Below are 25,867 nucleotides of genomic sequence, written 5' to 3'. Positions count from 1 at the left end.
TGGTCTTGAATCCATGGATCGCACCCAGGCCCATCGACAGAGAAACCCCCATGTTTGTTGAACATCTGGACGTACTGATCATCGGCGCCGGCCTGTCCGGCGTCGGTGCTGCCTATCACTTGATGCAGCAGTGCCCCGGCAAGAGCTTCGCCGTCCTCGAAGGGCGTTCCGCCCTCGGCGGCACCTGGGACCTGTTCCGCTACCCGGGCATCCGCTCCGACTCGGACATGTACACCCTCGGCTACAACTTCAAGCCTTGGAGCGACCCGCAGGCCATCGCCGACGGCCCGTCGATCCTCAGCTATATCGAGCAAACGGCGCGGGAAAACGGCATCGACCGCAAAATCCGTTACCAGCACAAAGTGCTCAAGGCCGACTGGTGCACCGACAGCGCGACCTGGACCCTGGAAGTGCAGCGCGGCGACGAGCCAGAGCCGCTGCGGCTCAGCTGCCAGCACCTGCTGATGTGTACCGGCTACTACCGCTACGAAGCCGGCTACACCCCCGAATTCCCCGGCCGCGAACAGTTCAAGGGCAAACTGATCCATCCCCAGCTGTGGCCCGAGAATTTCGATTACACCGGCAAAAAAGTGGTGGTGATCGGCAGCGGCGCCACCGCCGTCACCTTGGTGCCGGCGATGACCGACAAGGCCAGGCACGTCACCATGTTGCAACGCTCGCCCTCCTACGTGATCAACCTACCCAAGGAAGACGTGGTCTCCAACGTCCTGCGGCGCTTCCTGCCGGAAAAATGGGTTTACCGCTTGGCGCGCGGGCGCAACGTGGCCCTGCAGATGGTCTTTTTCTACCTCTCCAAAGCCTTCCCCGACCAGGTACGCAAGGCGCTGCTGGACAAGGCCCGGCGCCAACTCGGCCAGGGTTTCGACATGCGCCATTTCAGCCCGAGCTATAAACCGTGGGACGAACGCGTCTGCGCGGTGCCCGACGGCGACCTGTTCAAGGTACTGCGCCAAGGCAAGGCTTCGGTGGTTACCGACCATATTGACACCTTTACCGAAACCGGCATCCGCTTGAAGTCCGGCCAAATGCTCGAAGCCGACGTCATCATCACTGCCACCGGCCTGGACTTGGTGTTGTTCGGTGGTATGCAAGTGGCGGTGGACGGCAAACCCTTCGACGCCGCGCAGAGCATGGGCTACCGCGGCATCATGCTGCGCGACCTGCCCAACGCCGCAGTGGTGCTCGGCTACACCAACGCCAGCTGGACGCTCAAGGCCGACCTCTCCAGCGAATACTTCTGCCGCCTGATCAACCACATGGACGCCATCAGCATGCGCCAGTGCACGCCGTGCAACACCACCGGCGAGGTCAAGACAGCCCCCTTCCTCAACCTGAACTCCGGCTACATCCAGCGCGTAGCGGACAAGCTGCCCAGCCAGGGCGACCGCGCACCGTGGAAGCTGTACCAGAACTACGCCCTCGACCTCGTCCTGTTGCGCTTCGGCAAAGTCGAGGATGGCTACCTGGTGTTTTCCTCGCCGAAAGGACAGCCATAACCGCGAGCTGCGCTGATGGTTCCCACGCTCCGCGTGGTAACCCAACCGTTCTACGGCTACTACCCCATGGCTGCCTCAGGCGGCAGTTCTGCGACGGTATCTGCATTTTCACCTACTGAGCTGCCATTGACTGAATCCGAACGCGCCGATCATGCGTTGGTGCGCGAGACCCGCGAGAGTAGCTTGGCGAACTACGCAGGCAGTCCATCCGAGCTAGGACATGGTCCAGCCCGGTCGGTGTCACCAGTGACACGCAAACCTACGGTTTCAGAGTGACTGCGCCAACAGCGAGCCCGTCGCGAACTATCGTGAAAAGGCCGTCTCGCGAGACGGCCTAGTTTCTCAGGATCGGAACAACCCGACCTATTCGCCACGATGGCTTTCCATGTCGGCAATGACCTGTGCAGATACGTCGAACACGAGGTGGTGGTTGTCGAACAGATCGTCCTGATCCGATACGAGGTCGACGGCGATATGCCCGCTGTTGAACATCAGCAATAGTTGACCGCCGTCCGGCAGCGGGATGATACGAATAGCTTCGGCTTCACCTGTGGTAGAGATGATGGCTTTGGCGATAAGCAGACGGGTGTGTGAATCAATCGAAAGGGTAGGCATGGTAGCTACTCCGCTTTAGCGAGTATTTCTCAAGCGCCCCCGCAAGTAGGATTAAATCGGCGCACCTTTGAGTGTAGCCCATGCGCACAGACTGCCTAGAGGGATCAGGATCGGCGACCGGCAGAGAACGACCCAATATAGACGGTGGCGACAGGCAGAAATCGGCCAGAAGGAGACATTCGTTTGCGTCGGGATGCCCCCTATCCAGTCGTCAGGCATTAAGCACTGTTGAGATGGTCGCGTATGAACACGATGAACCGCTGGGTCTTCGCAGGAAGCAGCCGTGTTTCGGTCAGTGCGTAGACCGAGATGCGAGTGCGACTACGACGAGATGTGCCACATCCTCGAAGGCACCGTGCGCCTGACCGATGCGGACGGCGTGGCGAAGACCTTCGGACCGGGGGATTCGTTCGTGGTGGCGGCGGGGTTCAAGGGAACCTGGGAAAACATCACGCCGGTGCGCAAGGTGTATTTCATTCTCGGATGAGTTCGGCCCGGGCGGATAACGATGACAACTTTGCCGTCGCCTACCTGGGCCTGTCCCGCCCCGGCTCCGGGTCCGTCACCCGCGGATCGGACTTGCGCCCGGCCCTGGCAAGCCGGGACGACGCGTCGTGCGAGCAACCAGGCCTGCGCCTCGCCTGGGAACGCCGGCAGCCCATACGTCAACGCAAGTTCCAAGGCTGGTTACAAGGGGTATAACTATCAGAACAACAGGCGGGTCACCCAGAATAGGCCCTCCAAAGGCAGCGCCCGGGCCAGGCGCTCCAGGCCTGATCGGCGCCTGCGGCGCGGAGCGATGTGATGAGTTCCAGAGCATGGCGATGGGCTCGCAAGAGCCTTCTTGGCTGCATCGAGCTGGCCTTGCTGGTCGCTCCACTGTGCGCCAGCGCCATGTTCAAGTGCCAAGCCAGGGACGGAGCCATCAGCTACACCAGCCAAGCCATCGCCAGCGCCCGCTGCACTCGCCTCAATGGCATGGCGGGCGCCGGTGTCGGCGCCAAGGCAATGGCCCTGCCACGGCTTGTGCGGGACGACAACTCAGGCGCGGTGCGGATTCGGGTGTTCACCTTCATCCACAAGGGTATTCGTCAATATGTGAGCCGGCGCCCCGTCGGGATCTCCGCACGGGTCGATGTCCTTGAGCTCTATTACATCAAGGGCTGCTATCTATGCATGGCGCCGAAGGATTTCAAGGTCGCCTCACTGCGCCTGGACACCCATTCCTATCGGCGGGAGATCGAAGCCGCTTCGGGTCATTATGGTGTCGACAGGGCGCTGGTCCGCGCAGTGATACATGCCGAATCGGCGTTTCGCCCCAACGCCATTTCCGAAGCCGGCGCCCAGGGGCTGATGCAGTTGATGCCCGCCACCGCCGAGCGCTTCGCCGTGGACGATCCGTTCGACGCACGACAGAACATTCGTGGCGGCGTGCGCTACCTGGCCTGGCTGCTCAAGCGCTTCAACGGCAACCAGGTGCTGGCGTTGGCAGGTTACAACGCCGGCGAAGCGTCCGTGGTCGAGTACAACGGGGTGCCTCCCTACGCCGAGACGCAATCCTACGTCACCCTCGTGCAGTCCTTGACCGAACGCTATCGCAACCATCGCTAGTACCGTAGGGCGCATAACCCGGAATAGGTAATACGCCGGCCCCTCCACGGCGGATAGCGCTGGCGCGTTATCCGCCCTGTTTTTCAACAGAATCGGCCGTTTTCTGCCGGTCGAGATCGGCAGCTATGGGTTGATCAGGGCTAATCGCAATAAGGACTGTTTGGAGTGCTCTGTAGGTGTTGCGCCTGGCACAGAGCGACCAAGGCGGACATTCACGGGGACAGCGTTCTGACCGCAGGCAACGGCCGTACTATAATTAATTTCTGTCAATGTTTGCGTGGCGAGCGCTCCAAAACGAATCAGGTATCCATAGCGTTCACCTGACAGGCGGAGGGCGGCACAGCAAATGGGATGGACAGTACGTCTGATTACGCGAGAGAGGGTTCAGCCATGAAAATTCACTCCTTCCAGCATTACTCTCATGGTCTGGAAATGGCCGTTCACGATGCATGGATTACCGCCAGGGTGAAGTCGGCCCTGGCATTTTCCGATCCGACCCTTAGCCTGCATATCAATGTCAAAACCCATGCGGGCATAGTGGGGTTAAGCGGCCGCGTCAACACTCATAGACAGTGTGAACAGGCCATTGGTCTGGCCCGTTCGGTTCATGGTGTCGCCGAAGTCGATGCCAGCGACTTGCAGACCCATGTGTTCACGCCAGGGAGTTTTCCAGAAGCGCCCAACGCCGAAGAGAGCACTGAGCGCCGGCCACAATCGTCAACAAAGATGGACGACAAATGATAATGGCAACTTTGTAGGCGCCGCGCTCCCAGTCGGGAACCGAGGGCGGAGGGAAGCTGAATGCCTGTGTGCCCAAGAGTGAGTCGCACATGGTTTCGTGGACATTTCCGACTGGCTGCTTATGGCTGATAGCTGCCCTCCATGACAGGCAGCTTTGGGTTTTTCTGCTGGTCAGTACTAGAGACTAGTTGCCAAAATCCGATAAAAATTGGCGGTTATGTCAAATACAGATCAGTTGAAAGCCCTGTAACAGTATCCATCTAATCAATGGGGGGGGACGTGCAGCTTTCGTTTTAAATGAGTAGCTTAATCGTCAGCTGCACCAGACGAAGCAGCCATCAGCCACGCAAAAACAATTACCTGTAGGAAAACTCACTAGCACAATACATATCAACGGCGTTGATTCGAATACGTGAAAGGATGTTCGAGAAGTGAAAGCGTAACTTATCTATCGTGCAGGTGCTTTTTCAAGAATGACCGGGTTCGTTCGTGGACAGGGTTTTGCAGGATCTCTTGCGGCGCCCCTTCCTCTACTACAACCCCGCCGTCCATAAAGACAATCCGGTCTGCAACTTCGCCTGCAAAGCGCATTTCATGAGTAACGATCAACATTGTCATGTGCTCCGCAGCGAGTTGCTTCATGACCAGGTTGACCTCTTCGACAAGCTCAGGGTCCAGTGCCGATGTAGCCTCATCGAACAGCATGACTTTTGGCTGCATCGCCAGTGCTCTTGCTATGGCAACGCGCTGCTTCTGTCCGCCCGACAGGCGAGAAGGATACTCATCGATTTTGTTGCCCAATCCAACTTTTGACAAATATTCCATTGCCAGTTCACGAGCTGCTTTTTTCGTAACCCCCTTAAGTTTTATCGGGCCAAGAGCAATGTTTTCACACACGGTCAAGTGCGGAAATAGATTGAAGTGTTGGAACACCATGCCCATCTGCTGACGCACAGCGTTTATGTGTTTTTCAAACGCACGACCTTTCAATGGTCGATTGACTTGCTCACCCTCTAGCCAGATCTCGCCATCGTCAAGCACTTCCAGATGGTTGATCGACCGCAGAAGCGTGCTTTTGCCAGATCCACTTGGGCCGATGATGGCGACGATTTGTCCGCGGGATACGGAAAGATCGATTCCCTTGAGTACTTCAAGTGCTCCGTAAGCCTTACGAGCGCCCTTCACCTCAACCATGAATTCCTTTCTGATCATCGTGACATCTCTACCTTGTTTTCGAGAAGATGCAGGCCGGCCTCGAGAACAAGATTGGCTGCATAATAAATAACCGCAACAGTCAGATAAAACTCAAACGGGCTATAGGTCTCGCTCACGGCAAGCTGCGCGCTGTACACCAACTCCGCAATACCGATTATGGAAACCAGAGAGGTATCCTTTAAAAGGACAATCAGATTATTTCCCAGCGGTGCAATAGTCCTGCGAAGCGCTTGCGGCACGATGATGTAACGCTGGGTCTGCCCACGGCTGAAGCCAATAGACCGGGCACCCTCAATCTGACCAGAGTCTACTGACATCACGCCGGCACGAATGACGTCGGCGTTATAGACGGCGAAATGCAGGCTAAGACCTATGATGCCTGCCACCAGCGCAGGAATATCGATCCCTACTTGCACAAGACCATAATAAATCACGTACAACTGAAGCAGGAGTGGAGTCCCCATGAGCAACCACGTAATGAAGCGCACGGGTAGAGCCAACAACTTAGGCGCATAAAGAACAATGAGTGCAAAGGCTACCCCTGCCATCAAGCTCAATACGCTGGAACTTAAAAACATTACAACCGTCCACCAAAGACCCGTCGCAAGCAGCTCTGAATAAGGTGTAACTATACTAAGATCCAGGCTTTGCATTTTAACGCTCTCACCTTGCCGCGAATCGATTATCGAGATAGTCAACAATAAACCTGACAAAGTAGACCATCACGATGTAAAGCAGCGCAGACATCATGAACATCTCAAAAGGTTTGAACGTTGAACTGATAAAGCGTTGCGCTGTATATGAAAGTTCAACAAGCGAAATCGTCGACACCAGTGCAGAACCTTTGACAAGTGCGACAGCGTTAACGCCTAGCGGCCTTATCATCAATTTTGCAGCTTGTGGCAGCGTGATAAGCCATAAGGTTTGACCACGCCCGAAGCCAATTGAACGTGCAGCTTCTTCCTGGCCGGGGTCAACGTTGATGATTGCGCCACGAATAGATTCCGCCATGTAAGCGGCGATGTTCAGGCCCAAGCCGATTACGCCTGCAGCAAATGGCTCCAACTCAAGCCCGATCTGCGGCCCACCAAAGTAGATGATGAACAGCTGAACCAGGCAGGGAGTGCCGCGGAAAACGCTTATGTAGACTCTTGCGAGGTATCGAAATATGAGAACAGTGGACAACCGCGCAGCAACCAGCACGATAGCGACCAGCAAACCAAGTAGAAGTGCGAGTACAGAGATCTGAACCGTAATCCAGGCTGCCTCCAGGAAAAATGGGAATGTGCGCTGTATGAGTGTCAGATCCATGGGAACGCTCAGAAAAGTCCGATTGGCCGGCTCGACGATCAGTCGAGCCATGCTGAATACGAATTAGCGAATATCGTTGCCAATCCACTTCATCGAGATCTTTTCGTAGGTGCCATCGGCGAGCATATCTTCAAGCGCTTTTTGCATCGTCGCCTTGAGTTCAGGGTTATTTTTGCGCAGCGCAATACCCATTCCCTCAAGAGCACCATCGCTATCCGGTGGAGTAATGATGCGAACCTTCTGCCCTGTTTCCTTGACGGCGACCAACACTGGAACACTGTCCATCACAATCGCATCGATACGTCCGGCGTCCAGATCGACAAGCATTTCGGGAAGACCTTTATACGCTCTCACCTTCAGGTTGCCGCGAGCCCTGGCCCATTTATCGTGTGCATCCCCAAGCGTTACGCCAACAGTTACATCTTTAAGATCATCCAGGCTTTTGATCGAAGAGTTGTCCTTCACTACGATCGTTCGGCCAGCGTGGTAATAAGGCCCAACAAAATCCACTGCTTTCTGGCGTTCCGGGGTAATGGTCATGGAAGCGATGATGGCGTCATATTTCTTCGCGAGAAGGCCAGCAATTATCCCGTCGAATGGCGTCGTAATGATCTTCACTTTTACCCCCATCCGCTCAGCCAGTGCCTCGCTGATGGAAGCGTCGAATCCGACAATCTGGTTCTGCTCGTTTGCAAAGCTGAAGGGCGAGTACTGACCGCTCATCGCGATACGGATCTCTTTGGAATCCTGGATCGACTTCAAATCATCAGCGTGAACAACTGAGGTGGAAAGTAGTGCCGCAGCCGCCACAGTGGAAGCGACAATCAAACCCTTGAGCTCTTTAGTTAGCATTGGATGGCACCTTCGAAGAATTATTTTTTCTTTTCCTTGGGCTATTCACCCAGACTTCACGAAGAGCTTTGCATAGCCCATTTTGGAAAGCACCAAGCAAGGTGCCAGCCTGACTGACACATTGCCGGAGTTGGCCGACACTATGTCGGGTAGCCTTGAAAAGCTCGTTCTGAAACACCGACACATGCGACAAGACTGAGCTGGTAGTTCCCGCCAAACCTCTTGTCGCACGCCCCGACTTCTACGATTTACTCGAGTGCGGCCTTAAAACTTTCGTCCAGGACCTCAAGTAGAAAATCAGCGTTTGTTTGACTGAAAATCATCGATGGGCGCATTTTCAGAACATTGTCATGTGGGCCTTCAGTACCGATCAAAACACCTCGCTCCCTGGCACCATCGGCTACTTTCCTGGCCAGCTCCGTGGCTGGAACCTTCGTTTTGCGATCCGTGACAAGTTCTATTCCAAGAAAAAGACCCAGCCCGCGCACATCGCCTATTGCATTGTATCGCTGCTGCAGCTTACGGAAGCCGTCGAGCAGATAGTTGCCAACGGTAAGTGCGTTGAGTTTCAAATTATCGCGCTCAATCACATCGAGCACGGAGAGCCCCACAGCACATGAAACCGGACTACCGGCGAAGGTATTGAAGTACTCCATGCCATTGTTGAAGCTGTCTGCAATCTCACGCGTGGTCACAACCGCCGACATGGGATGGCCATTGCCAATGGGTTTGCCCATGGATACTGCATCGGGAACGACACCCTGGGCTTCAAAAGCCCACCAGTGGCTACCTACACGACCAAAGCCGACCTGGACTTCGTCAGCCAGGCAAAGACCGCCCTCTGCACGAACCATTGCATAGACTTCTTTCAAGTAGTTTTCCGGGAAGAACAGTTGCCCGGCGACACTTGGAATGGACTCCGCCAAAAAGAACGCCGGGGATCTGCCCTGCTTGCGCATGATCTCGATCTGATCCGCCACGCTTTCAGCGTAACGCTTGCCTAGTTCTTCGAACGGCCAGTGATCCACACCACGATAGGCATCCGGGACGGCCGCCTCAAACACATGGTCTGCACGCCCTTTACCGGCTTTACGCTTGTATTTGTAAGGGCTGAGGTCAATCAGCTCCTGCGTAGTGCCGTGGTAAGCCCAATCCAGCACAATTGCATCGTTACGCCCCGTGTGATTGCGCGCCATACGGAGCATGAGGCTGTTTGCTTCACTTCCTGAACACCCGAAGGAAGCGACCGCCAAACCTTCAGGTAACGTAGCTGTAAGCCGCTCTGCATACTCCACAATATTATCGTGGAGGTAACGCGTGTTTGTGTTCAGGCGTGAAGCCTGCCGCGAAAGAGCTTGTACCACATCTGGATGGGAGTGGCCGAGATGGCACACGTTGTTGAAGCAGTCCAGATACGCTCTACCAAAGTTATCGATCAACCAGACCCCATCACCGCGAACGAACTTGATCGGATCTGAATAGGAAATCGACAAGTTTGGAAGCAACAACTCCTTACGCTTCGCAACAATCTCTGCCTTGGTGCGTCCGTCCTGGCTGTAAGTTTCCGCAGGAATCCCGGCGAGAGCCGATGCATCGGGGAAAAGGTCGGCCCATACCTCAAGATAAGCCCGTTCACCGACACCGATGAACTCGCTCGCTTTCAACTCGGTGTCTGTAGACATTTGAAAATGCACATGGGGAATCCACCCACCATTTTCCTTGTCCGCCCCCATGTATCCTACAAGCGCGCCGGCCTCCAGGCGGTCACCGGGCTTCAGGCGAGCCAGAGCTTCATGAGCCATGTGCCCCCACAGCGTCAGGAATGGCGGGCAACCTTCAGGCGAGTGCTCGAGCATGATCAAACCACCATAGCCAAGCGGCTCATGCTCGACCTCGACGCTCTGCACCACACCGGCAACAGGCGTATAGAGAGGCGTTCCAGCCGGCATGATCAAGTCGACACCAACGTGAATGATCCGACGCTGCCCTTCAATGAATCGCGATTCAAACGCCGTGTCGGTGTAGATGGTCCTTTCCTCGCCCCATGGACCGATGCCGAGCGGCACCTTGTGCTCGGCAGAAAAATCATTCCACCACTTCGTTGCCTCCGCTGGACGCTGCTCGGCTGAAGCGATAGTCATCACATGCGAAGCATCTGCGAACGGAGCAATAGCCTTGTTCATGGTTGCAGCAGATGGACACACGATATCCGCGAAGGACTTACTGTTTTCGGCAACCCAGCGGCGAACCGCGCCAGCGCCTTCGATCGCATCAAAACCACAGGCTTTGCGCAGGATCGCCGTCGCCAGTCGAGGGTTCATGCGATCCATCCTCTCGAGAAGGCGCCAGGCCGGCGCTTCGCTGATGCCAAGGTAGGGATTGTCTTGCGTTCGGTCGTATCGCGATGCCGACAAGGTGACGCTTGTGACCAGGCGCATCGCGATGAGATTGAAGAGGACGTCAAGCTCTTCCGGCTGCAGAGGATACTTCTCATGGAAACCGGCAGTGAGGGCGGCGGCCGCGCCGATTGGATCTTCCATGTCGAGAATGGAATAGGCGCAGGTAATGGCTACTTCGGCAATCAGAATCGTATGGACCGCATCGCCAAAATCGATGACGCCTGAGACTTTCTGATGGTTTTGGGAATCGACGAGGATGTTCCAGTCATTGCCGTCATTGTGAATGACCTGTGCACGCAGACGCGAAAGCTTCGGTTGAACCGTTTTTTCGAAACGCTCAATGAAGCGTTCCAGAATGGCCCTTCTGCCAGGGTCTTTCACGAAGTGCAGGCGTGATCGCGAACGTGCGGCGTGACGCAAATCCCAGTCGAGATCACGTACCGCGCCCGGATGCATGAAGCCTTGAAGTGCACGATCCATCTCACCGAACGATTGGCCAAGGCTGTGCATCAATTCGAACGTACGCTCGACCTCGGCAAGCGGCGTTCCGTGCAACCAGCTGACCAGGCGGACCGCATGGGTTTCGCCGGTGTGCGCTACTGCCGAGGCCAGATATTCACCCGCAAGGCTTTTCTTGAGAAAAGGCACGGTAAGCTCGGGACTGTTACTGGCGAGATGACTGAGAATGGCCGTCTGAAATTCGCTTTCAACTCGCGGCTCGGTCGAGTTGACGACCTTCAGAATCCATCCCGCATCGGTTCCGGTATTCAACCGGTAGTTGCGGTCGCGCTCGCCATCCAGAGGCGTGGCTGTACCAATAACGTTGAAAAGCTGCTCACTCAGTTTTTCGGCATCCCCGGTCGAGAACTGGGGGGCAGGATGGGAAAGATTTGTCATGGTAATTGTTTTCCAAGCCATTTTTTTCAGATAGCTTGGCACGCAACGCCCAGGACGGCAGTAGGTATACGGTCGGCTTCCGCCTGCATATTGCCGGAATCGACCGGCACAATTTCGGTAGCAAAATTAGGGAGTTCTGATGCGCGACCTGGACACGAAAGATCGCGAAATACTCGAAATTCTTTCTAAAGAGGCTCGAATTGCCCTGAAGGCCCTGGCAGCGAGAATCGGGCTTTCAAGAAGCGCTACCAGCGAGCGAGTCATCAACCTTGAACGCAATGGTGTGATCAGAGGCTATCGAGCTGATATCGGCGAAATCGATGCCAACGTGATTCGCGCAATCCTTCTTGTATGCCTGAAACGCACACCCGCAATCAGCTTGCTGGACCTGCTTGCCCAAAACTCGCAGGTACGACGAGTCTCCTCGGTCAGTGGCCAGCTCGATCTGGTCATTGAGGTCGAATCGCGAACTATTGATGACCTGAACCGGGTCAGAGATGCAGTAGCCAGTCACGAATCCGTTGAAGACATCACCACCGCTGTCGTTCTGCGCCGCGATATTGATCGGCAGAGTTCCTGATTTGGCTGGGGGGAGAAGACCTGAGACCGACTCCCCACCAAAGCCCCCCTCCCCTCGATTCATGAGCAATCCGGCAACAGTGTTTATCCCGCCGACCGATATTTGCGCCCCTGCCAAACGCCTAACATCGGCTCTACCCAAGTGAGTAAAGCCAAACAGGCGCAATCCACTCACGCGGGAAAAATCGTTCAAGGGATAACGCTTTAACCACGAGGTGAAGATCATGAAACTGCTGAAAGTCGCACTCTTGTTAGCGCTTGCCACCGGCGGCACCCAGGCCTTTGCAAACGACAGCCACTCGACTGCCGCCACCGGCCAAACGCCGCTTGAAACCTACACATACGGCACCAGGCTTGATATCAAGCGCGTCATCGAAGTATCGGAAGTTGCCAATGAATGCGGACCGGTCCCGGCGCGCATGACCTATGAAGATTCCCAGGGTCAACGCCGCACCATTGAGTACCAAGTAATGGGCACCGGATGCTCGAACGGTTGAACACTGTATGGACGATGGAGGGTCGACACTCCATGCGTACAGCGCCAGCCACAACGCTACACAGATGCACCGACAATTTTTTCATCAGCTGCCAGCAAACCCGGAATGGAATGCTTTAGAAATTCCACCCAGGTTTTTATTTTTGCATCCACGAACTTGCGTGACGGGTAGATGGCAAACAGGTTCAACTCCTCAAGCCGATACCCCGGCAATACCCGCACCAATGTCCCCGCCCGCAGGCCTTCGACGGCCGAAGCAATCGGTTGAATGCCAATCCCCATCCCGTTCTTGATCGCGAAGGTCATGGCGTCGGCCGTGTTGACGTGAAAGGGCGACGCCGGTGTGCTGAACGTTTCTATCCCCTGCGGACCTTCGAATACCCAGTTCTCGGCCGGCATGACCGTGTTGACGATTCGCAGGCAATCATGGCCGCCAAGATCACTTGGCGACTCGGGAGTCCCGCGTTTGCTCAGGTAGGCCGGCGAGGCGCAGAGAATGCTGTAGGTGATACCCAGCCGCTGGGCGACAAACCCGGAATCGGGCAGATCCCGCGCCAGCACGATCGACATGTCATAGCCCTCCTCCAGCAAATCCGGCAGCCGATTGGTCACGGTCAGATCAAACAGAACCGAAGGATAGGTTTCTCGGTAGCGGGCAATGGCACCGATCACGTAATGGTTGCCAATGGCCGACATGGCATGGATTTTCAGCCGGCCTGCGGGCATGACCTGGGCCGTGCCCGCCTCCTCGTCAGCCTCGCGTATGTCCTGCAGAATCCGCTCGCAGCGCTGCAAATAGCGCACACCGGCTTCGGTCAGTGCCAGGCGCCGAGTGGTGCGGTTGATCAGCCGCGTTTGCAACCGGGCCTCCAGGCTGGAAACGGCTTTTGAAACGTTGGTCGTGGTGGTGTCCAACATCGCGGCCGCGGCCGTGAAGCTGCCGCTTTGGGCGACCGCAGTGAAACAGCGCATAGTCTGGAACACATCCATCGTTTTAACCTCAAGGGATCAGCAAACAGGACGGCCCCGTGACGGGCCGCCCTGACGTCAGGCACTACTGCTTGCGCGGAATGAATCCGGGGACGCCGGTCTCAACCACCGAGTTGAAGCGTATACGGGTTGTGATGTCTTGCTGAATCTCCATCATGGCCCTGAGCGGCAAGGTCGAGATGTCGATATTTTCCCGGATATGGCTCGGCGTAGCCGAGGTGGTCAGGAACGCCACCCCGCGTTGTACCGACCAGGCCAGTGCCACCTGGGCCGGGGTTTTCTGCAGGCGCCGGGCGATGCCAGTAATCACCGGGTCCTGCAGCACATTCGGTTCCATGCCATGCCCCAGTGGCGCAAACGCCAGCACGATAATCCCGTGCTCTTTGCAGAATTCAAGCAACTCCCACTCCGGCAAATAGGGATGGGACTCGACCTGCACCACCGCGGGTTTTATCCGGGCAGCGGCGACCAACGTCTTCAGCGCCTGTAGCGTGATATCGGACACACCGATGGCCCTCGCCCGCCCCTCATCCGCCAGCCGCTCAAGCGCCCGCCACGTCTCGATCAGCGTCACGCCGTTGTCGTAGATGACATTGCCCTGCTCGTCACGCGGGTCCTGGTTGTCGCCGGGTTGAAAGGCAAACGGCGTGTGGATCAGGTAGCAGTCGATGTAGTCCACTTGCAGGCGTTGGCAACTGGCTTCGAACGCAGGCTCGACGCGCTCGGGACGATGGTTGGTGTTCCACAGTTTGGTGGTGATGAACAGATCCTCGCGGCGGATCTTGCCCGCTTCCAGCACCTCCATCAGAGCAACACCCACCTGTGCTTCGTTGCGATAACGCTCGGCACAATCGAAATGGCGGAAACCGGCGGCCAGCGCCTCCTTCACTGCTTCAGTCGTGGTACGGAGATCGCGGAACAACGTACCGAACCCAGCCGCCGGCATCTCGACCGCCCCATGATTGAGCGTGAATCGGGTCTCGCGCAGTCCGTCGTGAAAGGCTTCATAAGTCATGTGATTACTCCAGGCCGCAGCCATTATTGATACGAAGGTTTCTGCACGTCGCCCGACGCGACGCGTTGCTCAAAGGCACCGACGGCATTGCCGCCCAACGCGATAAACAGCTGCACGGTGTCGAGGTACTGCGCGGTATTCACACGGATCTGTCCCAGCAGCGCCTGCTCATAGGCACGCTCCGCTTCCAGGACCTGGAGAATGCTGTTCTCGCCTTGCGCGAAGGCCTGCTGGTTCAACTGCAAACTGGTTTCGGCCGCGCGCAATGCGTCGGTCTGGGCCAGATGTTCCTCAGCGTCATGGTTGATCGCCTGCAAGGTGTCGGCGACCTGGCCGAACGAGGTAATGACCGTCTGTTGGTAACCGGCGAGTGTCGCCTTGTAGCCGTCGACGGCAGCTTGTTGTTCAGCCTTGAGCGTGCCGCCATCGAAGAGCGGCCCAGCCAACCCGGCAGCGAAACCCCAGAGTGCCGCGCCGCCATTGCCGGAAGCCGCCTGCGCCAGGGACGCTGACAGCGTGACATGGGGATAGAGATTCGCCGTCGCCACGCCCACCGCTGCGCTGGCCATGTGCAGTTGCGCCTCGGCTTGCAGCACATCCGGCCGGTCATGGGCCATCTCCGAAGGCAGACTCACCGGCATGTTCGACGGCAGGGCAAACTCGCTCAAGTCAAAGTCGGGAGCGATCCAGTCCGCCGGCCCCTTCCCCGTCAGAATCGACAGTGCGTGGCGTGCCGCATCGCGCTGTTGAGCGAGGGGCGGCAACAAGGTGCGGTCCTGGGCGAGACGGGTCTCGGCCAGCGACACATCGATCTGCGTAGTGGAGCCATTGAGGTGGGCCATGCGCACCAGCTCAAGGTTCCTTGCGTCATTGGCCAGCAGCTTTTCTACCGCTTGTATCTGCGCGTTGGCGGAGGCCACCAGCAACGCCTGGCTGGCGACATTGCCGGTCAGGGTCAGGTACGCCGCTTCGTAGCGGTGCCTTTGCAGGTCGGTAAACGCCTGCTGTTGTTCAACCAGCCGCTTATTGCCGCCGAACACATCAAGGTCGAACCCCACCCGTGGACCAATCGCATAGAAATTTGAAATGGAGGGCTCCTTGGCGTTGTGCAGCCGTTGACGACCGGCCACGGCAGCGAAATCGACCTGCGGATACAGCGCACCCTGCGCCGCCGCCACAGAAGACGCGGCCTGGCGGATCGTGGCATCGGCGGCCACCAGATCCAGGTTGCCGTCGATGGCTCGACGAACCACGTGGTCGAGCTTCTGCGAGCGAAAGGCTGTCCACCAGTCACCACTGACCTTCTTGCCCAACTCGATGCGTGGGTTGTGACCGTCAGCAAGGCGCTGCTCGGCCTGTGGGTCATAGTGCTGCGATGCAGTCGCTTGCGGTGCTTTGTAGTCGGGGCCAACGGTGCAGGCCGTCAGCAATACCAGCAGCGACAACGCCGCGAGCTTCGTTTGCATCCGGTAGCGGTTGATGACCAGCGCATAAGATTTCATTTGGCAAACTCCACGAAAACTAATTGGCCGCAACGGGCTTGCGAAGAAACAACACCAGCGGGCTCACCACCAGCATCACCACCATCAAAATCTTGAACTGGTCGATCACGGCGATGAACGCGGCCTGGCCGGTGATCATTTCGTTGAGCCCGCCCAGCACCTGCAACGGCGCCGAAGCCAGCGAATGCGCAGCGGCGCGGTACGGCGTCAGGTCGCTGGCCAGCGCCATGTGCATCGCCTGGGTGTTGTTGAAGAAGAACAGTTGCACGATCGCCACCCCCAGCGTGCTGCCGTAGACACGGGCCAGGTTGAACAGACCAGTGCCTTCGGGGCGCAGCGTAGGGTCGAGCGTACTGAACGCGACTTTGCTCACCGCCGGCATCAGGATGCCCAGGCCCGCGCCCTGGATCGCACCGGCGACCGCCACGGGCCACTCGTCCATCAGCGGCGAATATCCGAGCATCAGCCAGTTGGCATAAACCACGATGGCGATACCCGCGGCCACGAAGAGACGGCGGTCGAAGCGCTCGGGCAGCCGCTCCATCAACAGAAAAGCACCGACCAGGCCCATACCTCGGGGAATGGTCAAGGCGCCGGTGATGTCCGGCGGGTAACCGAGAATCTCGTCCAGCATCGGCGAGGTCAGGGCCATGGTCGACAACAGCACGAAACCGAGGGCGAAAAAGATCACCGTCGACAACACGAAGTTGCGGTCCTTGAGCAGGCGCTTGTTGAGGAAATGCACCTTCGAGGTCAGCACATGCACCACGAACAGGTAGAGCCCCAGCGCACAAGCCACGGCTTCGATCCAGATTTCCGGCGCGGCGAACCAGTCCAGGCGTTCACCACGGTCGAGCAGCATTTGCAGGCTGATCATGCCGAGGGTGAAGGTGCCGAAACCGAAGAAATCGAACGCCGGAGGTTTCTCGGCTTTCTTCTCGGTCAACAACAGCGCCATCACCAGGAAGATAAACGCCGACAGTGGCACGCTGAGGTAGAACATCGGCCGCCAGCCAAAATGCTCGGCGATCCAGCCACCGATACTCGGGCCGCTGACGATGCCGAACAGCACAATGGCGGTCCAGCTCGCGCCGAACTTCGCACGCTTTTCCAGCGGCAAGGTTTCCATGGCGATCGCCATCGACAGTGGCGCCAGCACACCACTGGCGATGCCTTGAACAATGCGCGCCGCCACGAACTCCAGTGGCGTCGTCGCTGCCGTGCCAAGTAACAAGCCCAGGACGAACAACGCCAGCGCCGCCTGATACACGAGCTTCAAGCCAAAGCGCCCGGCCAGCCACTGCGCGAGCGGCATGCTGATCGCACTCGCGGCCAGGTACGAAGTGAAAATCCAGCCCGCCTGATCGTCGCTCATCGACAGGCTGCCCTGAATCAACCTGAGTGCCGAGTTCGGCAGCGGCAGGTTCGCCGACTGCATATAGGTCGCCAGCAAGGCGGCGAACCTGAGCGAGCGCGCGCCCTCCCCACCAGGGCTTACCATCGATTGGCTATTCATCAGGAGTTACCTGCGCTCAGCAATGCCTTGAGCGGGTGCCACCAGGGGCTTTGAAACCGGGTATCGATCCGCACCGTGGCGCTGGTCCCGGAGAACAGCGGCAGCGCCGGGTCCACTTCGTCGAGTTCAAGCCGTACCGGCACCCGCTGCGTGACCTTGACCCAGTTACCGGTCGCATTCTCCGGCGGCAGCAGGGCGAAATCCGACCCGGCCCCCGGGCTCATGCTGGTGACGTGGGCCTTGAACACGCGATCCGGGTAGGTATCGATGCGGATGGTGGCTTCCTGGCCCGGGCGCATGTGGGTCACGTCGGTCTCGCGAAAGTTGGCCTCGATCCAGACCTCGTGACCGGACAGCAAGGCAAAGGCCGGCGCGCCGTTGTTCACATGGTTGCCCACCTGCAAGTCATCGACCTTCGCCACGATGCCATCCTGCGGCGCATACACCGTGGTGTACGAGAGGTACAACTGCGCCTCGTCGAGCTGCGCCCTGGCCTCAAGAACCGTCGGGTGACTATCGGCGTCGATGTTCGGATTGCCGTTCAGCGCAACCACGGTGCTGGCGATCTGTTGCTCGATGGACGCGATCCGTTGCCGCGCCACTTTCACATCGGTGTCGGCCCGTTCGTAAATCGACTTCGAAACGAACTCGGTCGCGACCAGGGCCTTCTTGCGGGCAAAATCCTTTTGGTCGAAGTCGGCCGACTCTTTCGCCGATTGCAGTTCCGCCTGTTGCTGGCGATAGCTGGCCTTGAGCCCGTCAATACGCAGGCGCGCCACGCTGAGCTGCGCTTGAGCACGGTCGACGGCGATCTGGAACGGTTTCGGGTCGATCCGGAACAGCACCTGGCCCTTGTGGACCTGCTGGTTGTCCTCGACGGCAATGTCCACCACTTGCCCGGAGATCCGCGCATTGATCGACGCCTTCGCCACCCGGGCGTAAGCGTTATCGGTCGAAACATACGCCTGCCCCGACACATAGTGGGCATAGCCCAGCGCCGCGAAGAGGATGGGAACACCCACCATCAGCCAGGGGCGCAATCTCTGTTTCAGTGGTTTGTTGATACGCGAGTCAGCCGGGTTTGGGCCAGGGTGCTCGAAGGCCTGCGAAGCCGGGATATCGAACTGTTTAGTCATGATCGAGTTCACCTTTAGCCGGGTAATCGGGCCGGCATCGGCAACAAGCGCCGGCGGCCCGGAGGTCAATAAATGCTGGAAACAAGCAAGCCCGTGCGCGGTCAGGAGGATCGCTCCCACCGCGTCGGTTTCGTCGCCGCAACACTCAGTTCGCGCTCGGCTACAACAAACCCTGGATCAAGGAATTTCTGATTCCTTAATTTTGTGCGATGGTGTAAGAATATCGATCGACCGACCTTCTCACAAGGATTTTGTACGACATGGCACAAAATAAATCGACAGAGGGTAAAGGCCGCGGCCGCCCTCGGGCCTACGACCCGCAGACAGCGTTGCAGCAGGCACTCGGTGTGTTCTGGAACACCGGCTATTCCGGCGCGTCCCTGGACAGCATCGCCACCGCCGCCGGCATGAATCGGCCCAGCCTCTATGCGGCATTCGGCGACAAGCACGCGCTCTATATCAAAGCGCTGGAGCAATATTGGGAGTTTGCCGCAGCGTCCATGCACGAGGCGTTGACGGACCTGGACGTGCCGTTGGCCGAAGCCTTGCTGCGTTTCTACGAGGGGCAGTTATCGATTTACTTCTCGGGAGACGGCCAGCCCCGCGGTTGCTTCGCCATTGGCACGGCAACCACCGAAGCCGTCGAGGACCCGGAAATTCGTGAGGTGCTGTCCGACCGGTTGAGTCGGCTGGATGCTGATCTGGAAGTTCGCCTGCAAGCGGCAAAAAATGCCGGCGAGTTGAAAGGCGATGCAGACCCGGCGGCCCTTGCCGTGCTCGCCTCGTCTCTGCTGCACAGCATTTCGATACGTGCCCGCGCCGGCAAATCCCGAGCCGAGCTGACGGAGCTGACACGTCAGGCGATCAGAGTGATCTGCGGTGAGTGAAAAACTCGAAGATATCCTCGCCGGGCAGTTGGCCGTGATCTTCTGCGGCATCAATCCCGGAATGACTGCCGCCACCCAGGGGCACCATTTTGCCGGGCGCAGCAATCGCTTCTGGCGCACGCTGCATCTCGCCGGGTTTACCCCAGAGCTTGTGCAACCGGAAAACGATCGGACGATCTTGAGCTATCGATGCGGATTGACCGCGGTGGTCGAACGGCCGACGGCCAGTGCGGATCAGTTGTCCTTGCACGAGTTCAGCGCCGCCGCAGCGGCCTTCGAACAGAAAATCGCACGCCATGCGCCGCGTTTCGTGGCGTTTCTGGGTAAGGCGGCGTATTGCGCGCTGTCCGGTCAGCGCGACATTGCCTGGGGTCTTCAAGCGAAAACCTTCGGCAATGCTTCGGTCTGGATCCTGCCCAACCCCAGCGGGAGAAATCGTGGGTTCAGCCTTGAGCAACTGGTAACGGCGTACCGTGAACTGCGGTTGGCGGTCGACGGGAATCGGTCGGAGTGATCACGCTGGAGGAATCGTCGCGAGCACACCGATCAGGATGGTCAACAGCAGAAAACCGCCGAGAAAAATCGTCATCTTGGCCATCGGGCCTCCCACACTATGAATTGGCGGTACAGGGGCGTCGTGCGCTGCCGTACCGAAGATTTATTGTGGGCTGGCGGCTGTATCCGTTACAGAGGCAGATTGCGCTGAAAAATACGGATCAGATCCGCTCTCAGGCTGTGCGTTCGGGCGTTTTGCAGAAAGGAGTTTGCGCGCGATGTCCACAAAAGGCGTGACGATCAAACCGTGCAGCGTCAGGTAACGCTCGTGATCCTGTTCCCCGGTGCCGAAATGAATGACCTCGGGTGTGGTCCGGGTGACGTACAGCGTGCCGAACATCCAGTCCCACAGTGACAGATTGATGCCGAAGTTCTTGTTGAAGTGTCGCGGCGCATCGCTGTGATGAATCTGGTGTTGCGCCGGGCTGCTCAGAACCCGCTCAAGCAGCGGCCCGAAGGAAAACCAGACATGGCTGTGACGCAGGTTGGCCGCCAGGCTATTGAAGATGAACACCATGTAGGTCACGCCAAACAGCGTATAGCGGCTGATCTCCCCGCTGCAGGCGTACCAGAAGACACCGGCAAACGCGCCGACGCAGATGATGTCCGTGAGCTTTTCGACCACTTCTTCCAGAAAGTGCACCCGGCTGGCCGTCGCCGGCACCAGCACGGGCGCCGAATGATGGACTTTGTGAAAGGCCCACAGATACCGCGAATGAAAAGCGCGATGACCCCAGTAATGGCTGAAATCCTTGACCAGAAATACGCCCAGCCCATAGAGCAGGGTCAGCGCTAGGTGCTCCTCCACTTGCGTACGCGCGCCCCACAGGTGGGTGAAGAACGCGATGTAGTCCGCTGAACGCAAGACATACGGATCGACCAGGCCGACGATGGGCAGCACCAGGGCAACCTTGAGGATGGCGAGTACGAAGTAATAGCGGTAGTCGAGCAATGCCGAGCGATGCAGGTAAACCCGACGGCCGCCGATGAACTGTCCGAACGAGCGTGCGTCGGTCAAGCCCCGGGATTTGCGCCAGCGGAACAGGCAATAAGCGACGCCGTAAGACATGCAGAGAAAGGATAGACCGAGTCTGCCGTTGAAGTCGAAAATGCCCAGGAACTGCCGGGTGACCGGCTCGATCACCCACTGGGATAAATAAAGATGGATAGCGGCAAGAACATCCATACCAGGCTGCCCGACGTAAATGGAAGGGCAATAGTAAATGAGAATGAGTCTTTAGTGTGTTGAATTATGCCCAGTTGTCAGCCACCGAGCGCAATGATTGCCAGGATCAGCACAGCCCCCGTGGCGGCCATGATCACCCCACCCTGCCATTGCGTGGCGCCAGCGTATCTGGCGAGCATCCAGCCGGCGATGAACAGCACCACGAGGCCGATCAGGTTGGACAGGCGGATGGCGAGTGCCGTCTGATCGAGCAGTATGAACGGCACCACCAGCGGAAATGTCGAGCACACGACCAACAGGAAAACACCGAGAGCCCCCTTGAAGTCGTTCCAGCCCAGGCCTGCCCTGGTCGGCAAGGGGGGCTGCTCGAGCAGACGACAGCGCAACAACTCCAGGCCCTCGCTGCCGGCCGCCGTCGCGAACTGCAACGGCAACACTTGCGCAACGAGCGCCTGACCGGCTGCGGCGTCCGTGCCATTGCGCAGGTCGAGGTACAGCTTGATCCTGCGCGTGCGCTCGACCAGTGCGCGCAACAGGTACATGACCGCATCGGCCAGTCCCCAGGCGAGATTGCAACCGAGTGCGGCGATCATCATCGTGCGTTCGGCGGCCTGGTCTGCCGTGGCCACGCTGATGGTGCCGGTGAACGTCATGGCCATCAGCAGGCCGAAGATCACCTCGGTAATGCGCTCGACCGGGTCAAGTACAGGCACCCTTTCGAATTGACTATTGCTTGGCATGATTTCACCTCGTCGGGGTGTACTTGCACGATACCGGTCGACGCTTCGGCCAGGCACCGGTTGCTCAAACTGGATATCCGCGTCCCCGTCAAGTGTAGATTGAACGGCTACACTCATGCGCACACGTCACCTGTTTCAAGAGGAGTGATTCATGCTTGATTACTTCGCGCTGGGCCTGCTGATCTTTGTCGGGCTCATCTTGTTCTACGGGGTCATCCTGCTCCACGACATCCCCTATGAAATTGCCGTCCACCGCAACCACCCCCACCAGGATGCGATCCACGCCACCGGCTGGGTCAGCCTGTTCACCCTGCATGCGCTGTGGCCGTTCCTGTGGATTTGGGCGATGGCCTATCGAGAGGACCGGGGCTGGGGTTTCAGTGACGGTCATTCAGCAAAAAGTCATGTGGTTCACCTCGAACAACAGGTCGCCGAACTGCAAGGCCGGATAGAGCGCCTCGAGGCGGCGACGGGCACTGCACAAAGCAGGCTGCCAACGGACAATCTCGGCGAGGGCCTCTGAGCCATGGATCTTTTACTCATTCTGACGTATGCGGCACTCTGCGTAGCCATCTTCAAGATCTTCCGCATCCCCCTGAACAAATGGACGGTGCCCACGGCGGTGCTGGGCGGGATCGTGATCATCGGCGCGCTGATTTTCACGATGAACTACAACCACCCTTACTCCGAGGTGGCGCGTTCCTATTTCGTATCGGTTCCGGTGATACCCGTGGTCAGCGGCCAGGTGATCGACGTGCCGGTGAAGACCAACCAGCCCCTGGAAAAAGGCGATGTGCTGTTTCGCATCGATCCCGCGCCGTTCGAATACCGGGTGAAATCCCTCAAGGCACAACTGGTTGCCGCCCAGGCTGATCGAGCCCGGATCACCGAGCTGATCAAGCGTAATTTCGGCACCCAACGGGAACTGGATGCGATGGTCGCTCGCAGTGATGACCTGAAGGCACAACTGGACAGTGCGCAGTACGAACTCGACAACACCACGGTCCGTGCGCCGAGCAAAGGCTTCGTCACCCACGTTTCGTTGCGTCCGGGCATGATGGCGACCAAGTTGCCACTGCGCCCTTCGATGGTCTTCATTCCCGCCGAAGGGCATTACTTCGCGGCGTGGATGCGGCAGAACAGCCTGTTGCGCCTGACCGAGGGCGACGAGGCCGAAGTTGCATTTGACGGCATTCCCGGGAAGGTTTTCGAAGGCAAGGTCAAAACCGTCGTTTCGGTCATCGCCGAAGGCCAGATTCAACCTTCGGGCACGCTGATCGGCTTCACCGGTTCACCACCGGCCGGCCGGGTTCCGGTGATCATTGAAATCACCGATCCCGACTATGCCCAGTACGCCGACCAGATGCCGGGCGGGGCCTACGGCCAGGCGGCGTTGTACAGCCAGCATTTCCATCACATCGCGATGATGCGCAAGATCCTTCTGCGCATGGCGGCATGGATGAACTACATCTTTCCGTTCCACTAACCCGGCAGCACCGGCAACTGGCTCAATCCTTGAATTGGGTCAGTTGCCGGTACAGCTAACCGGCCTGATCGCGATAGAACACGTCATCGGCGTACGGATACCACCAGTCCTGAATCTTCGGCTGGTGGTCGATGATGACCATTTTCGAGCGGCGGAACGCTTCCAGCCCCTGACGCCCGAGTTCACGCCCCAGGCCCGACATTTTCCAGCCACCGAACGGCAGCGCATCGTTGTCGATCAGCGGATTGTTGACCCAGACCATCCCCGCCTCCAGACGCTCGGCGGCCTCCATGGCTTCGGCCAGGTCCGTGGAAAACAGCGAGGCACCCAAGCCGAACGGCGAGTCGTTGGCCAACCGCACCGCCTCATCGAAATCGCTGACCCGGCAGATCGCCGCCACCGGGCCGAAGCACTCTTCCTGAACAATCGCCATGTCGCTGGTCACGCCGGTGAGGATGGTCGGCTCATAGAACCAGCCGACGCTGTGCTCGGGTGGTATCCGCCCGCCACACAGCACTTTCGCGCCCTTGGCCACGGCGTCATCGACCAGGCGCATGACTTTATTACGCGCGGCTTCGCTGACCATCGGCCCGATCTCCGAGCGTTCCAGGCCATGGCCGATACGCAAGGCACGGGTACGCTCGGCGAACCTGGCGACAAATTCGTCATGGATCTCGTCAACGACATAGAAGCGCTCCGCCGAAGTGCAGATTTGCCCGCTCAAGTGGAACGCCGCCGTCACCGCTCCCGCCGCTGCCACTTCCAGCGGTGCATGCCTGGAGATGATCAGAGGATCGCTGCCACCGGCCTCGATTACGCAAGGTTTCATCCGTTCGGCGCAGGCCACGGCCACCGCCTTGCCTGCCGCCACACTGCCGGTGAAGGCCACCGCGTGGGTCTGCGCCGACTGCACCAGCAATTGCGCGGTGAGCGCATCACCCGGCACACAAGACACCAGCCCGGGCAGCAACGCGGTGAAATGCTCCATGAACTTGAGGGTGCACAGCGTCGTGGCTTCCGCCGGCTTGATGATGCAGGCATTGCCCGCCGCCAGCGACGCGGCGACCGTCCAGCACATCAGCAGGATCGGAAAGTTGAACGGCATGATGTGCACGCTGACGCCATACGGCTCGTAACGCACATGCTGGAACGAGCCGATCTGCGTAGTGCCGGCGACCTTGCCGGCATCGTCCCGGGCCATTTCCGCGTAATAGCGAAAGATCGGCGCGCAGTTGGCCAGCTCGCCCATGGCTTCGGGAAACGGCTTGCCCATTTCCAGGGTCATCAGGCGTGCGACTTCTCGGTTGCAGGCCACGTTCTGTTCGATGGCGTTGGCCAGTTGATGCAGGCGCGCGGCGCGGCTTTTCGCATCCACTACGCGCCATTGTTTTTGCGCGGCGGTGGCGGCATCGATGGCGGCCTGCACTTCGGCTTCGCCACACACGCCGACTTGTCCGACCGCTTGCAGCGTCGCCGGGTCGAGTACTTCGCGCACACGACCATCGGTAAGCGGCAGGAACTCAGGGTTGATGAAACGCAATGCGGTGTCAGGGTTGAACGTGGCCATGGGATGATCCTTGAACCAATCGATAAGGGGTTTCGCGCAACGTCGCCAGGGTCTCGACGGGCAGTTCATCACGCCAGCCCGGCACGTGCCGGTCGAGCCACTGGCGCAGCGGCGCAAAGGCCTCGGCGTCCAGGGCGCGGACAAACAAACCCAGGGTGCGCGGCAGATGCGCCAGGTAACCGTGCTTGCCGTCACGACCGGCCAGGCGCACGAAAATCCCCAGCACCTTGGCGTGACGCTGGGCGGCCAGGCGCCGGTAATCTTCGAGAAAACCCGGCGCATCCAGCTCCGGGCGCTGCAACAAGTAATGCCTGATCAGTGCTGCCCGCAGCGCTTCGGGCACATCGCGCCGGGCATCTTCGAGAAGCGACATCAGGTCATAGGCCGCCGCCCCGACCAGGGCGTCCTGGAAATCCAGCAAGCCGCAGGCGGCGACACCTTCACGGCCTTGCAGCAGCATCAGGTTGTCGACGTGAAAGTCGCGCAGCACCAGGGCTTCGCGGCGTTTTGCGACATCGCGACAAGTGTCGGCGAACAACGCCAGATACTCATCGCGCAGGTCTTGCGCCGCGTCCTTGCCGATCAGCAGCGGCACGTACCAGTCAATGAACAGCGCGTACTCGTCCGCCAGTCGCTGCCCGTCGTAAGGCGCCAGTTCCGTGGCTGGCGTTGCGCGATGCAAGGCCACCAGCGTATCGACCGCGAGGTGATACAACGCCGACTCCGAATGCCCGGCCAGCAGCAGCCGGGTGTAGGTGTCGTGACCGAAATCCTCGATCAACGCCAGCCCCACCGCCTCGTCCACCGCCAGCAAGGCCGGTGCGGACAGGCCCAGCCCCTGCAACTGCCGGGCGATCCGCACGAACGGGCCGATGGGTTCGCTATGGGGCGGCGAATCCATCAGCAACAGGCCCGCGCCGTCCAGGCGGAAATAACGCCGGGTCGAAGCATCCGCCGGCAAGGCAACCAGCAAGGCCCCGGCGTAACCGGCGCGGGCCAGAAAGGCGGCGCGCTGGTCTTCACGGGTTGGCAATGACGCCAATGCATCTGTCAT

The 25,867-nt window shown here is 58.7% G+C and carries 25 protein-coding genes and 1 pseudogene; 10 read left to right on the top strand and 16 right to left on the bottom strand.

Features of this window, described 5'->3' with window-relative positions:
* Window positions 1–50: 50 nt before the first annotated feature.
* Window positions 51–1,517, top strand: coding sequence for a flavin-containing monooxygenase (locus AC1D1M_RS25960; protein ID WP_477777846.1), 1,467 nt, complete (start codon window positions 51–53; stop codon window positions 1,515–1,517).
* A gap of 363 nt (window positions 1,518–1,880) precedes the next feature.
* On the opposite strand, the gene AC1D1M_RS25955 is transcribed toward AC1D1M_RS25960, so the two are convergent.
* Both AC1D1M_RS25955 and AC1D1M_RS25950 read right to left on the bottom strand, forming a co-directional pair.
* Window positions 1,881–2,132 carry a hypothetical protein gene (locus tag AC1D1M_RS25955; RefSeq protein ID WP_477777845.1) on the bottom strand — a complete coding sequence of 84 codons (252 nt, stop codon included), beginning with the start codon at window positions 2,130–2,132 and terminating at the stop codon, window positions 1,881–1,883.
* Between the two features lie 218 nt (window positions 2,133–2,350).
* Window positions 2,351–2,443, bottom strand: a pseudogene (locus AC1D1M_RS25950) (LysR family transcriptional regulator); the annotation flags it as partial.
* Between AC1D1M_RS25950 and AC1D1M_RS25945 the strand changes: the two are divergent.
* The 3 genes from AC1D1M_RS25945 to AC1D1M_RS25935 all read left to right on the top strand — a co-directional run bounded on the left by AC1D1M_RS25945 (window position 2,428) and on the right by AC1D1M_RS25935 (window position 4,484).
* Window positions 2,428–2,619, top strand: a complete 192-nt coding sequence (locus AC1D1M_RS25945; RefSeq protein WP_238543203.1) for a cupin domain-containing protein — start codon at window positions 2,428–2,430, stop codon at window positions 2,617–2,619. The pseudogene AC1D1M_RS25950 and the gene AC1D1M_RS25945 sit on opposite strands and share 16 nt — an antisense overlap.
* A gap of 317 nt (window positions 2,620–2,936) precedes the next feature.
* Window positions 2,937–3,743: a lytic transglycosylase domain-containing protein gene (locus AC1D1M_RS25940; RefSeq protein WP_477777844.1), complete on the top strand. Its 807-nt coding sequence runs from the start codon at window positions 2,937–2,939 to the stop codon at window positions 3,741–3,743.
* Window positions 3,744–4,133: 390 nt separating this feature from the next.
* On the top strand, window positions 4,134–4,484 hold the full coding sequence (locus tag AC1D1M_RS25935; protein WP_046042568.1) for a BON domain-containing protein: 351 nt from the start codon (window positions 4,134–4,136) through the stop codon (window positions 4,482–4,484).
* A 444-nt stretch (window positions 4,485–4,928) separates the two neighbouring features.
* Here the strand turns inward: AC1D1M_RS25935 and AC1D1M_RS25930 are convergent, their stop codons facing one another.
* From AC1D1M_RS25930 to AC1D1M_RS25910, 5 genes are all read right to left on the bottom strand, one after another.
* Complete coding sequence (locus AC1D1M_RS25930) at window positions 4,929–5,696, bottom strand: amino acid ABC transporter ATP-binding protein (protein ID WP_477777843.1); 768 nt, start codon at window positions 5,694–5,696, stop codon at window positions 4,929–4,931.
* Window positions 5,693–6,352 carry an amino acid ABC transporter permease gene (locus AC1D1M_RS25925; protein WP_477777842.1) on the bottom strand — a complete coding sequence of 220 codons (660 nt, stop codon included), beginning with the start codon at window positions 6,350–6,352 and terminating at the stop codon, window positions 5,693–5,695. Before AC1D1M_RS25925 ends, AC1D1M_RS25930 begins: the two co-directional genes overlap by 4 nt.
* A 10-nt stretch (window positions 6,353–6,362) precedes the next feature.
* Entirely contained in the window at window positions 6,363–7,010 is a 648-nt protein-coding gene (locus tag AC1D1M_RS25920) for an amino acid ABC transporter permease (RefSeq protein ID WP_477777841.1), read from the bottom strand.
* A gap of 63 nt (window positions 7,011–7,073) precedes the next feature.
* Window positions 7,074–7,862: an ABC transporter substrate-binding protein gene (locus AC1D1M_RS25915; protein ID WP_477777840.1), complete on the bottom strand. Its 789-nt coding sequence runs from the start codon at window positions 7,860–7,862 to the stop codon at window positions 7,074–7,076.
* Between the two features lie 248 nt (window positions 7,863–8,110).
* The gene (locus tag AC1D1M_RS25910; protein ID WP_477777839.1) at window positions 8,111–11,158 is read right to left on the bottom strand and encodes an aminotransferase class III-fold pyridoxal phosphate-dependent enzyme; all 3,048 of its coding nucleotides are present in this window, start codon (window positions 11,156–11,158) and stop codon (window positions 8,111–8,113) included.
* Window positions 11,159–11,297: 139 nt separating this feature from the next.
* Between AC1D1M_RS25910 and AC1D1M_RS25905 the strand changes: the two genes are divergently transcribed.
* Together AC1D1M_RS25905 and AC1D1M_RS25900 are read left to right on the top strand one after the other, a co-directional pair.
* The gene (locus tag AC1D1M_RS25905; protein ID WP_046042440.1) at window positions 11,298–11,738 is read left to right on the top strand and encodes an Lrp/AsnC family transcriptional regulator; all 441 of its coding nucleotides are present in this window, start codon (window positions 11,298–11,300) and stop codon (window positions 11,736–11,738) included.
* Between the two features lie 223 nt (window positions 11,739–11,961).
* Complete coding sequence (locus AC1D1M_RS25900; protein ID WP_477777838.1) at window positions 11,962–12,234, top strand: DUF2790 domain-containing protein; 273 nt, start codon at window positions 11,962–11,964, stop codon at window positions 12,232–12,234.
* 56 nt (window positions 12,235–12,290) lie between these two features.
* Here the strand turns inward: AC1D1M_RS25900 and AC1D1M_RS25895 are convergent, their stop codons facing one another.
* From AC1D1M_RS25895 to AC1D1M_RS25875, 5 genes are all read right to left on the bottom strand, one after another.
* The gene (locus AC1D1M_RS25895; RefSeq protein WP_477777837.1) at window positions 12,291–13,223 is read right to left on the bottom strand and encodes a LysR family transcriptional regulator; all 933 of its coding nucleotides are present in this window, start codon (window positions 13,221–13,223) and stop codon (window positions 12,291–12,293) included.
* A gap of 64 nt (window positions 13,224–13,287) precedes the next feature.
* Window positions 13,288–14,238, bottom strand: coding sequence for an aldo/keto reductase (locus tag AC1D1M_RS25890; protein ID WP_477777836.1), 951 nt, complete (start codon window positions 14,236–14,238; stop codon window positions 13,288–13,290).
* A 23-nt stretch (window positions 14,239–14,261) separates the two neighbouring features.
* On the bottom strand, window positions 14,262–15,740 hold the full coding sequence (locus AC1D1M_RS25885) for an efflux transporter outer membrane subunit (RefSeq protein ID WP_477777835.1): 1,479 nt from the start codon (window positions 15,738–15,740) through the stop codon (window positions 14,262–14,264).
* Between the two features lie 19 nt (window positions 15,741–15,759).
* Window positions 15,760–17,256, bottom strand: a complete 1,497-nt coding sequence (locus tag AC1D1M_RS25880; RefSeq protein WP_477777834.1) for a DHA2 family efflux MFS transporter permease subunit — start codon at window positions 17,254–17,256, stop codon at window positions 15,760–15,762.
* Window positions 17,256–18,392 (bottom strand): HlyD family secretion protein, encoded by a 1,137-nt coding sequence (locus AC1D1M_RS25875; protein ID WP_477777833.1) that lies wholly within the window; start codon window positions 18,390–18,392, stop codon window positions 17,256–17,258. Before AC1D1M_RS25875 ends, AC1D1M_RS25880 begins: the two co-directional genes overlap by 1 nt.
* Before the next feature lie 260 nt (window positions 18,393–18,652).
* Here AC1D1M_RS25875 and AC1D1M_RS25870 point away from each other — a divergent pair, with 260 nt between their 5' ends.
* Window positions 18,653–19,279 (top strand): TetR/AcrR family transcriptional regulator, encoded by a 627-nt coding sequence (locus AC1D1M_RS25870; RefSeq protein WP_477777832.1) that lies wholly within the window; start codon window positions 18,653–18,655, stop codon window positions 19,277–19,279.
* Window positions 19,272–19,793, top strand: a complete 522-nt coding sequence (gene mug, locus AC1D1M_RS25865) for a G/U mismatch-specific DNA glycosylase (RefSeq protein WP_477777831.1) — start codon at window positions 19,272–19,274, stop codon at window positions 19,791–19,793. Before AC1D1M_RS25870 ends, mug begins: the two co-directional genes overlap by 8 nt.
* A 144-nt stretch (window positions 19,794–19,937) precedes the next feature.
* On the opposite strand, the gene AC1D1M_RS25860 is transcribed toward mug, so the two are convergent.
* Both AC1D1M_RS25860 and AC1D1M_RS25855 read right to left on the bottom strand, forming a co-directional pair.
* Window positions 19,938–21,020, bottom strand: coding sequence for a sterol desaturase family protein (locus AC1D1M_RS25860; RefSeq protein WP_477777830.1), 1,083 nt, complete (start codon window positions 21,018–21,020; stop codon window positions 19,938–19,940).
* Between the two features lie 77 nt (window positions 21,021–21,097).
* On the bottom strand, window positions 21,098–21,760 hold the full coding sequence (locus AC1D1M_RS25855; RefSeq protein ID WP_477777829.1) for a hypothetical protein: 663 nt from the start codon (window positions 21,758–21,760) through the stop codon (window positions 21,098–21,100).
* Window positions 21,761–21,911: 151 nt separating this feature from the next.
* On the opposite strand from AC1D1M_RS25855, the gene AC1D1M_RS25850 reads away from it, so the two are divergent.
* Window positions 21,912–22,283: a DUF3302 domain-containing protein gene (locus AC1D1M_RS25850; protein WP_477777828.1), complete on the top strand. Its 372-nt coding sequence runs from the start codon at window positions 21,912–21,914 to the stop codon at window positions 22,281–22,283.
* 3 nt (window positions 22,284–22,286) lie between these two features.
* Window positions 22,287–23,246 (top strand): HlyD family secretion protein, encoded by a 960-nt coding sequence (locus tag AC1D1M_RS25845; RefSeq protein WP_477777827.1) that lies wholly within the window; start codon window positions 22,287–22,289, stop codon window positions 23,244–23,246.
* Between the two features lie 55 nt (window positions 23,247–23,301).
* Here AC1D1M_RS25845 and AC1D1M_RS25840 read toward each other — a convergent pair whose 3' ends face one another.
* Together AC1D1M_RS25840 and AC1D1M_RS25835 are read right to left on the bottom strand one after the other, a co-directional pair.
* Window positions 23,302–24,813, bottom strand: coding sequence for an aldehyde dehydrogenase family protein (locus tag AC1D1M_RS25840; protein WP_477777826.1), 1,512 nt, complete (start codon window positions 24,811–24,813; stop codon window positions 23,302–23,304).
* Complete coding sequence (locus AC1D1M_RS25835) at window positions 24,794–25,867, bottom strand: aminoglycoside phosphotransferase family protein (protein ID WP_477777825.1); 1,074 nt, start codon at window positions 25,865–25,867, stop codon at window positions 24,794–24,796. The genes AC1D1M_RS25840 and AC1D1M_RS25835 overlap by 20 nt, the downstream gene beginning before the upstream one ends.

It is taken from the genome of Pseudomonas sp. P1_F7 (assembly GCF_056405655.1).
This window is presented reverse-complemented; position numbering and strand designations above follow the sequence as displayed.